Here is a 9,100-nt window from a genome sequence, read left to right as displayed (position 1 = left end):
GGGCCCGAGCCGGCGCAGCTAGGTGAGGCTCCTGCGGTCCGGTTGTGCGAGTGGTGCCTGGTGCCCGGCGGACCGCGTCGGGCACCAGGCGAGCGGCGATCAGTCCTCGTGAGGGAGCATGATCGTCAGGACGGGCGAGCCATCATCGCCCGGGCCGGACGCCAGGACCAGGCGGGTCAGGCGCGGGGCACGCTCCCCCGGGGCGTTGGGCAGGCACAGCACACCGAACGCGCAGCGGCGCACTGATCCGCGACGGGCGGACACAGAGTGGCGGGCCATGACGAGCACGTCCCACGTGCGCCCTTCCTCGTCCTGGGTGGCGCCGTTCTCCGGGCTCCAGGCGATCGCTGCCGCGTGGGCGGCCGCGGTGATCGCTACCGGCCACGTAAAGCCAGCGTCGCCGGCCGCCAGCAGCGGGATGAGGACACCGTCGGCGATCGCCTGGTTGCGGGTGTACGTGTCGATCATCGGTCCGAACAGGTCCACGAGCTCGTTGTCCATGTCGCGTCCTCGGACGCGCGATCGCGTCTCGCACGCCACGAGGTCGCGGCAGCGCGTGCGCGCCCGGAGCTCGTTCCGGTCGGGGCGGTCGCCGTCGACCACGGCATCGATCGTGTCGTGCGCGATGGTTGTCTGGGTGGCGTTCATAGTGTCCTGCCGTTCTTGCCGGATGAGGTGGCCGCGTCCTGCGGCCGTTTCTCGCCCCTCCAACACTCATAAGTTTACGTCATCCGGCGCTTAGCGTCAAATAAAAAAGGGGGTGGCCCGACATCTGCCGGGCCACCCTTGTCATCAGCGCTGGCGCGCTGCGACCCAGCCCGGGGGCATCCCCGCCTCGATGGCACGGTTCACGAGCACCGCCAGGCGGTAGGTGGGATCAAGCGTGAGCGCACGACCGATACCGGAGGTAGCCTGTGCGCCGCGCCCTCCCCACCAAGCGATCAGTGCCCAGAGGGTCCACGCGCCGGCGCAGTCGTCGACGTGCGAAATAACCTGGGCAAGGACCTCGGCGGCGATCATCACCTCGTCATCGGGCTGCACACCGGCGACCGAGTCGACGATCTTCGCGATGGCCGTTCCCACGGCCGCGTCGACCCCGGGCGCCGTCGGGTCGGTCAGCAGCGCAACCGAGACCGGTAGGGGCGTGCCCGGGATCAGCGCGACCAACACACCGTCACGCGCGAGGAAGTCCGACAGCACGGCCGCAAGGCGACCAAAGACCTCCGGGGAAGCCTCTCCGCCCATCGCTCGCGCCCACACGCTCATCGCGTCGGCGCGACGCTCGTCCAGGTGACGGGCCAGCCACGCGTCACGCGCCACCTCGGTCGCTCGACGAGCCTCGGGCTTCGCCTGACCTGGCAGGATCTGCTCCCTGCTCTCGCTCACGACATGTCCGAGCAGCACGCTCTCGGCGGCGACCTGGGTGGCACTCACGTCCTCGAGCGGCTGCGCCACGCGCTCGTCGTCGACGCGGTAGCCGTCGCTGGCCACGCGCACGCGGAACAGGAGCTTCATGCCGCGCACCTGCGCCACCGCACCCATGCGGATCGCGAGGCGGTCGGCGCGCTCGGCGTCGTCGCTGTACGCCAAGACGATGACTCGGTGCGCACTGTCGGCCTTGAGGTGCCCGGCGATGGTGGTCAAGGACGCGCCATCCACGTCATCGAGGTCGATGCGGGCCACCAGGCCCAGCCGCCGGTCTTCTCGCACGCTCGCAATGACGAGCGAGTCGGTAGGCGTGAATCCGAGGCCCGATGCCACGAAGGCGATGACGTCAGCCGCTCCGGTGGCCCTGATAACAGTCTGAGAAACGTTCATGATGTCCTGCCGTTCTCGCCGGATGAGGTGGCCGCTGCTTGCGGCCGTTTCTCGCCCCTCCAACACTCATTAGTTTACGCAATATCCTCGCTAACGTCAATTTTAGAGTGGGTCTCTTTGGCGTGATTCCGGGGTTCCTCAGCGAGGCGCCTGGAATGCTTCGCGGTCGCACCTCGTCGTCCCTGCTGCTTTTCGACGATGCGCGCACGGAAGACGCACGACCAGGGACGGGTGCACCTGGGAGCGCGTGAGCCTGCCTTTCCTTGATCAGGCTCGAGGTACGCCTCATGTGCCGGCGGGCGCACCTGCCGGAAAATCGAGCCCAACATGCTTAGGAGAGACAGAGGGATGTGACGGAGGGAGAACGAAACGTGGAGCTTGGGGTGGAGTGGCTGGCGATGGTGGGCGCGTGCGGCGTCGTTGGCGCGAGGCGCGGTGGGCTGTGGGTCGTCGTCGACCGGTGGTTGGAGCGCCGGTGGATCGAACGGGTGGTCCGGTCAGGCCGTCGTCGTCGACGAGCTGTGGCGGATCTCGTGCGGGTTCTCCCGCGGGATGGGTGCAGGGCGCGGGTCTGAGACCGGCGCCGTCGATTAGGAGGCCGTCCACGGGCGCCGCTCGCCGGCGGTGCGGTGTCCGCGGTGGTGACGTGGCGCCTGTGGTCGGGCGGGTCGCGTGGGTCCCGTCGTCCACCTGTGGGTGGGTGGAGCCGCGAAGCGGTGGAGCTCGAGCCGTCCACAGGTGGGCGAGGGGCTCGATAGCCAGTGAGGCCCGCAAAGTCCCACACCCTTGACTCGTGGCATGGCATTATCTGCTCATGTCACTCCTCTGTGCCGTCGGACTGCGAAAAAGGGACACATTATGACGCCCGATCCATGGGCATTCGGCTGGACCGCCGTTGCGGCGCTCGCCACCTCCGCCGCCGTCATCATGGCGGGACTGGCCTGGAGAGTCGATGCCGCTAGGGCAAGGCGGGAGAACGCTGCTCTGGTAACAATTCATCCTTGGCTTGAGCAGGTGGGTAAATCCGATCCAATTGCCGAGACGAGGATTGGCGAGAGCGGTCGCCCGGAGCACTTCGGCGACGATGGCGAGCTCCTGCCACGCCAGTCGGGCGTCGTCCAGACTAGGGAGGACGGAAGAAGTGTGTGCGTCTTCGTTCGCCAGGTGACTGAAATTAAGAACGGGTCATCCGCTACCGTTTTCGACGCCATCGGGACACCTCTGGATACTGCTGGAAGCGAAGCCATGGAATCCACCGGTGGGCATCCGATTTACTCCAGGATAATCCCGCCGGGCACCACTCAAAAGTTCGTGGAGCACGAGTATGCGTGGATTGGGAACACTGGCGTACGTCTCAACTTTCGAATGCAAGGGGCCGAGTGGACCGTTACTTCGAAGGGCGGCTTCAAAAAGGTGCGGTTTGGCCGAGTGAGAGCGTTCAGACGTCGACTAGCCTCCGAGCAACGTCGTAGACAGCGTCAGCAACGAGCCCGGCGGGAGTCTAGGCGTTCTCGTCAAGCCAGGTATTGAGGGTGGGGCGGGAGATGCCAGCGGCCTTGGCGAGATCTGCCTTGGTCATCAGGTGCGCGTCGTGGATCCCACGGACGGCGGCCTTAAGGAGCTCGGCGTGCGCGGTGGAGTCCTTGTCGGGTCGACCGCGAGCAGGTGCCGCTGGGCGTCGGGTCTCGAGCTCGGCGAGCAGTCGCAGGCCGTGCACGGCGTACCAGGCGGGGCGCAGCGCGCGTTCGTAGCGCTCGAGATCGGCCAGGACGATCCCGCACAGTCGCGCCGTGACGGGCACGAGACCTTCACCGCTGTTGTGGGTCAGCCAGGCGGCAACGGCGCGCACGGGGCGCACGGACGCCGGCATGGGGTCGGGCAGGTCTTTAAAGGTGGCACGTAGGTCGAGGGCTCCGTGCATGCGCGCGTCCCAGTCCCACGAGCTAATCGCGGGTGCGGCGCGCGTGAGCGCGAGCGACCACGGCTCGGCACGCTCGGCCGGGTGCTCGATGGCGTCGATGCGCAGTGCATGCGCGGCGTACTGACCGGCGCTGGCGGTGCGCCGACCGGCCTCATAGCCGGTACGCACGCGGGCCTGGCCGGCCTCGGCCTTGGGCCACGCGTCATTGTCCGCTGGGGGTGCGGCAGCCGCTCGCGCACGCTCGAGCACGTCAAGGATCGGCGCCCTCCAGTCCTCGGGCAGCGCGGCGTTACTCCTGGAGCTCATCATGGGACCCTTCTGTCTACGCAGCCACCGGTCGACCGCAGGGTCCGACCGACTCAAGTACTCTCCGCTGTTCGTGGCCGGATCCAAGGTCATCCCCCACCCGTCTCATGATTCAAATATACGAGCATGGACGCATGTCGTCAATTTTGAGCGCCCGCGTCCAACGGTTGAATTCGCTCAGTTCCGATACCGGAAGTTCCTTCGCGAACTTACCCACCACGACCTCCTCGGATCGATGGGCCAGGTCGCCTCGGGCGGTGAAGACGCCGTCGTGGACCGGCGCTGCAGTTCAGGATCCCCATCGCTCGCGAGCGGACTGGCGGGTTGCGCCCACAGCTCGGCCGACGTCGGCCCACGACAGGCCGGCCGTCCTCGCGGTCGCTAAGGCCTCGTCGAGGGCTGCGCGTGCGCGCCGTGCGGCCTCGGCGGGTCGCTGGAGCTCCTTGGCGGCCAATCCGGGCAGACGGTGGGCATCCCAGAGTGCGAGAGCCTGGCGCTCGACGTCGTCCCGCACGTCGAGGTCGGTCACGTCCTCATCAGCCGCATACCGCGCACCGCGGGTCAGGTCCTCCTCCTCCGGGGAGGCGACACGGGTCCAGCGCGCAAGGATCCTGGTCGTACGGTCAGGGCAGTCGCACTTCACAACCCATCCCACGGCGCCGCCCGGACTCCGCAGCACCCACTGCTCTGATGGCAACATGAGCCCATCGGCCGTGTGACCAACCAGGATGTCCTTGCCTTGCCTGCCGACAGAGATCATCCCGTCGGCGAACACGCTCGAGATACTCAGTTCGTGCCCATCGTCGACGTCTCCGTCAGGTACAGCTGAAACCTGCAAGCCTCGCCATGACGACTGCCCTGGAGTTCAACTGATGTCGGGCCACGCGAAGATCGTGCCGGGCCGGTTCAGCTTCGAAGAGCTACCGTCGGCGGCAAACTCAACCTCCACATGCTCGTGGGAACCACTCGCATGCGCCAGAGCAGCCAGCACCAGGACGACCATGCTCCGGTCAATGCCACTGAGGACATCGGAAAGGTCCACGGGCGGGCCGCCCAGGAGGGAGCATGCGATCTGGACGACCCGATACTCCCCCGCCAGACCACACGCCGCCAGCGTCGAGGAGCTTGTCGACGTCGACGAATGCTGCGGTGCCGTCGTCGCTGCGGGTGATCCACGGGGCCCCGTCACGGATCGCTTTGCCCTGACGAATCAGCAGTTCGACGCCGGCCTCCCCCGCATAGATGCCCTTGACTCCAGCACGAACAGCTTCGGTGATACCCGTCATCTGGTTCTCTTCTCATCCATCGTGGGTGGGGGTTCAGGTCCTGGGCAAGCATGAACCGCTCTAACCGGTGGCGTCCAGATGAGACTCCACCAACACGGGAAGGCACCCACACGGGTCCTGCTCCCCATGGTGATATCCGATGCAGCGATCATCAGGGCACCCACACGCATCACCACGCCAGCGATCACCGCCACCATGTGCGCGCGCCCAGTCAATCGCGGTGATCCCCGCCCCCCTCAGCATCTCAAGGGCTTCGGTGCCTAGTTGAGTCATGACTGCCTTCCTCTGCTGTGGGCGGGCGATGCAGCTAACCGATGGGCCTGCCTGTGCGGAACCCGAGATTCGGCTCATCGGACCAAATTCTCGTGTCACGAACCTCCGCTGCGAGACACAGTAACCGCCAGCGGCAGGGTTGACCGGCCACGCCAGGGTCTCCGACCCTCGAGGAGCGGCGGCACCTCGAGGGTCATCTGAACTCTGATCATCCGATTAGCCGGGCGACGCAGAAGCTACAAACCTACAGACCTACAGACCTACAGACTCACGAATCTCGGCTTCGGTGGTGCCGGCGATGGCGCCTTCGCTGGCAAGGAACATGTCGATCGCGACGCGGATAAGGGTGTTCTCCGTGATCCGCTCCCCCTCGGAGCCCCGCGCCTTGTTGAGGGCACGCTGGGTCCGGGTGAGCGCGGCGTACTGGTCTGGGCGAATACGGGTCTCCTTGCGCACGAGCTCGTCGTAGCGCTGGGACGCTGCCTTGCCCGGGGCGACTTTCGGGGTCTCGCGCGACGACTCCTCGGATACGGGCGCGACCATCGCCGGCCAGTCTCTCGGAGCGCTGACTGCGTTCTCTTCCACGGGCGACTTCGCCGCATCGTCGCCAGCTCCCTGGCGTCCAAGGAGGTCGGTCAGACTCACTTTCCTGTTCATGTCAGACTCCAACGTTTCGCGGTGTATTCGCCCAGATAGCGAAGAGTTCGACGGTCACCTTGCGGTAGTCATTGATGGCCTTGAAGGAAGCGCGGGTGGGTCGGTACTGAGTCACGACCGATCCCGAGAGGGGCGCGGTCGTGTGCACCTTGTAGGAGTGGATGCCGGTGCGAAAGCGCGGCAGGCCGAGGCCGTCGATGAGCTTCTGCGCGTCGATCTCGTCACCGGGGACCCGGGGGTCCAGCTTGTTGAGGAGGACGCGGAAGTCCACGCCCAATGGCCGAATGACCGTCTCAACCGTGTGGAGGAGGGGCTGGAACGAGAGCGCTTCGGGCTCGCTAGGCAAGATCACGAAATCAGACTGCTTCACCACTTCTTTGAGGACACCCGTCTTCTCGAGTGATCCCGGCGTGTCCACGATGATCAGGTCGTACGGAAGGGCGCGAAGTTTGGCCAGGTTGGCGATGTTGATCTCCTGGGCAAAGTCAAAGGGCAGGTCATCCCCCGCCCGTCCTGCCCACCAAGCGGCCGACCCTTGGGGATCGACGTCGACGAGTAAGACGTCAGAACTTTCCGCAGCCGCAGCGGCCACGTTCATCGCTGTCGTGGTCTTCCCCGCGCCACCCTTCTGGTTCATGACCGATACCACTCGCATTGCGTCTCCCAGGGGTCGTAAGTCTGTATGGCCGTAAGTCTGTATGTTCCATAGTACGTGACTTACAGACTTACGTCTAGCCAAACTTACAGACCTATAGACAAGCGAAGACCGGAAGTCTGTAAGTTACAGACTTCGTGATGGTCGAGCTCCTGATGGCTCGCAGCCGAGATCAAGACGAGCCGATCGATGTCACCCCAACACTGCGCCATCTCGGCGCTCTCTAGCCGAAAGCCGGCGACGATCATCTACGCGTGTCAGGCAGCAGCGATAATCTGGACCAGGGGAGTGCCCTTCGCCGTGAGGACGCGGCGGGCGACTCGGTAGTCTGCTCGTCCGTCCAGGCGGCGGGGGTGGGCGCCATAGATGCTGGTTCCCTCGTCCGGCAGGAGGGAGAGCTGGCCGTAGCCAGCACGGCGGCTCGCGCCCGTACGCCGCGGTGCGCTCATCCACGTCTGCTCCGCCTGCCACCAAGCCCACAGCTCGCGCTCGAGCCGGTATCGCACGACGCGCTCAGCGAGCCGGCCTGCTACACCCAGCGCCAGCGCGGCCGCACGACGTCGGTCAACGCTCGGGCGCGTCCATCCGTCGACGCCGGCGTGCACCAGGCCGTGCTGGGCCAACCGGTCGAGATCCCGCAGCGTCTGTGCAGGTGTTCCTCCCACAGCACGTGCGAGCTCCTCGAGAGTCTGAGGGAGGGCAGAGGTGCGGGAGAAGAGATTACCGAGGTGATGACCGAGAGAGCCGGCGTAGGTGAAGACGTCGTGCTGGGCTGCGGACAGGCGAACGGTGAGCTGGGTAATCAGGACGGAACGCTGCCCGGCTCCCGCGCCCAGGGGGCGCGGGAGCCCTTGTGACCGACCGGTCCCATCACCGGTGTGGATAACCGATTGGGGGTCAATCGTCCAGTGCGCTCCGTGGGGTCCTTCAGCGGCTCGCGTCTGGGAGATCCAGCCGTCAGTAGCCAGGCGGAGCAGGGCTGTGCGGGCGGTCTCGCGGCCGATGCCGGTCAGCAGCGCCAGGCGCCGGGTGTCGGCTTCCAGCTCGGCGGTGACCGCCTGCAGGGCCAGCACGCACAACACGTCCAGCACGCGGCGATCAGCCGGGCCACCCCGCGTCGTCCAGCGCCCCGCGGCCGCATCAGCCCTGTCCTGGATCTCCTGGACGTGAGTGGCCATCGCGCCAGCGCGGGCGTCAAAGGTCGGGTCGGTGCCGATCGCGGGCGCCGAGGACGCGACATGCCACACGGCCTTCTTCCACTGCCGGCGCAGCGTCGCCGCAGCCGAAGCCTCACCAACAGCCGGGCGGGAGCGGCGACCAGCGCCAGCGCGCGTCGTGCGGGCGTGCTCCAGGCCGGGTGCGGTGGAGACCAGCGCCGCGACGTCGCCGTAGCGCCACCGGGCGGACGCGGCACCGATCAGGACGCGCCACAAGATCGCCGAGGCGTCACCGGCGCCGGCGTCCTCCTCGAGCGCGGCCGCACTGGCAGCCGGCAACGCACGGCGAGTTCCCGGGAGGTAAAGGTGGCCCTGATCGTCCAGGGGCAGCGGGGTGCGGGTCGCAGGCACCGCAGCGGGCTCGGCGCCGACGAGCTGGGCCAGGCGCTCGATGAACGCGTGCACGTCAGCCGTGGTCGTCGCCGGCGTCGTCAGGGCGTCGAGGCGTCCGGTCAGGACGGTGGAGACGCCGCCGTCGCGGTGGGGGGCACCGGGAGGGCGCACACATCCCGTCGCGGGGTTAGTCAAGGGGGACAAGTCCAGGCTCGGGCACAGCGCCTTGGCCAGGTGCGCCATCGAAGCGACAGTGGCCGCCTCGACCGACTCCGCCAACGCCACCCACACGTGACGACCACCACTGGGACCCGAGGCGCACACCACGTGCTCGATCCCCACCGCGGTGAGCAGCTCACTGACAGTGCCCGCATCACGCTCAGCACGCTCGACGTCACCCTTGGCGTCGAGGTCGAAAGCCAGCAGGTGGAAGCGTCCACCGTCCGCGAGATAGACCGCCCACGGCAGGTCAGGCAGGTCAGGCTGGTCCGCGCTCACGCGACGAATCGACGTGTAGGCGTTGAGCACCTGGCCGTACGCGTCCGCCACAGCCACGCGCACAGTGGCCCGCGGGCTCATCGCAACGGTGAGCCCCCAAGGCGACACGCCGATATTGGCATGCATGGGGGTGGCA

At 66.9% G+C, this 9,100-nt stretch carries 8 protein-coding genes; all 8 read right to left on the bottom strand.

What is annotated here, in order from left to right; all coding sequences use genetic code 11:
* Positions 1 to 99 precede the first annotated feature (99 nt).
* On the bottom strand, positions 100 to 648 hold the full coding sequence (locus tag SS2_RS16615; RefSeq protein WP_245643670.1) for a DUF6573 family protein: 549 nt from the start codon (positions 646 to 648) through the stop codon (positions 100 to 102).
* 144 nt (positions 649 to 792) lie between these two features.
* Positions 793 to 1,884, bottom strand: coding sequence for a DUF4192 family protein (locus SS2_RS16610; protein WP_066466167.1), 1,092 nt, complete (start codon positions 1,882 to 1,884; stop codon positions 793 to 795).
* 1,435 nt (positions 1,885 to 3,319) lie between these two features.
* A complete protein-coding gene (locus tag SS2_RS16605) occupies positions 3,320 to 4,045 on the bottom strand; it encodes a hypothetical protein (protein ID WP_157607402.1) in 726 nt (241 codons plus the stop codon).
* A 289-nt stretch (positions 4,046 to 4,334) separates the two neighbouring features.
* Positions 4,335 to 4,820: a hypothetical protein gene (locus SS2_RS16600; RefSeq protein WP_066466164.1), complete on the bottom strand. Its 486-nt coding sequence runs from the start codon at positions 4,818 to 4,820 to the stop codon at positions 4,335 to 4,337.
* Positions 4,821 to 5,055: 235 nt separating this feature from the next.
* On the bottom strand, positions 5,056 to 5,331 hold the full coding sequence (locus SS2_RS16595; protein WP_217995626.1) for a hypothetical protein: 276 nt from the start codon (positions 5,329 to 5,331) through the stop codon (positions 5,056 to 5,058).
* Between the two features lie 525 nt (positions 5,332 to 5,856).
* Positions 5,857 to 6,261 carry a hypothetical protein gene (locus tag SS2_RS16590; protein ID WP_066466163.1) on the bottom strand — a complete coding sequence of 135 codons (405 nt, stop codon included), beginning with the start codon at positions 6,259 to 6,261 and terminating at the stop codon, positions 5,857 to 5,859.
* Between the two features lies 1 nt (position 6,262).
* Positions 6,263 to 6,916: an AAA family ATPase gene (locus SS2_RS16585; protein ID WP_083942379.1), complete on the bottom strand. Its 654-nt coding sequence runs from the start codon at positions 6,914 to 6,916 to the stop codon at positions 6,263 to 6,265.
* Positions 6,917 to 7,173: 257 nt separating this feature from the next.
* Positions 7,174 to 9,021, bottom strand: coding sequence for a hypothetical protein (locus SS2_RS16580; protein WP_157607401.1), 1,848 nt, complete (start codon positions 9,019 to 9,021; stop codon positions 7,174 to 7,176).
* Between the last annotated feature and the right edge of the window lie 79 nt (positions 9,022 to 9,100).

The sequence above is a fragment of the Sanguibacter suarezii NBRC 16159 genome, from assembly GCF_001552735.1.
GTDB classification, from domain to species: Bacteria; Actinomycetota; Actinomycetes; order Actinomycetales; family Cellulomonadaceae; genus Sanguibacter; species Sanguibacter suarezii.
The sequence above is the reverse complement of the archived record's forward strand: the minus strand, read 5'-3'. Positions and strand labels throughout refer to the sequence as shown.

Excerpts from the sequence above, each read along its gene's own strand:
- SS2_RS16585 (WP_083942379.1), bottom strand. The coding sequence starts at position 6,916 with ATGCGAGTGGTATCGGTCATGAACCAGAAGGGTGGCGCGGGGAAGACC.
- SS2_RS16595 (WP_217995626.1), bottom strand. The coding sequence starts at position 5,331 with ATGACGGGTATCACCGAAGCTGTTCGTGCTGGAGTCAAGGGCATCTAT.
- SS2_RS16590 (WP_066466163.1), bottom strand. The coding sequence starts at position 6,261 with ATGAACAGGAAAGTGAGTCTGACCGACCTCCTTGGACGCCAGGGAGCT.
- SS2_RS16615 (WP_245643670.1), bottom strand. The coding sequence starts at position 648 with ATGAACGCCACCCAGACAACCATCGCGCACGACACGATCGATGCCGTG.
- SS2_RS16605 (WP_157607402.1), bottom strand. The coding sequence starts at position 4,045 with ATGAGCTCCAGGAGTAACGCCGCGCTGCCCGAGGACTGGAGGGCGCCG.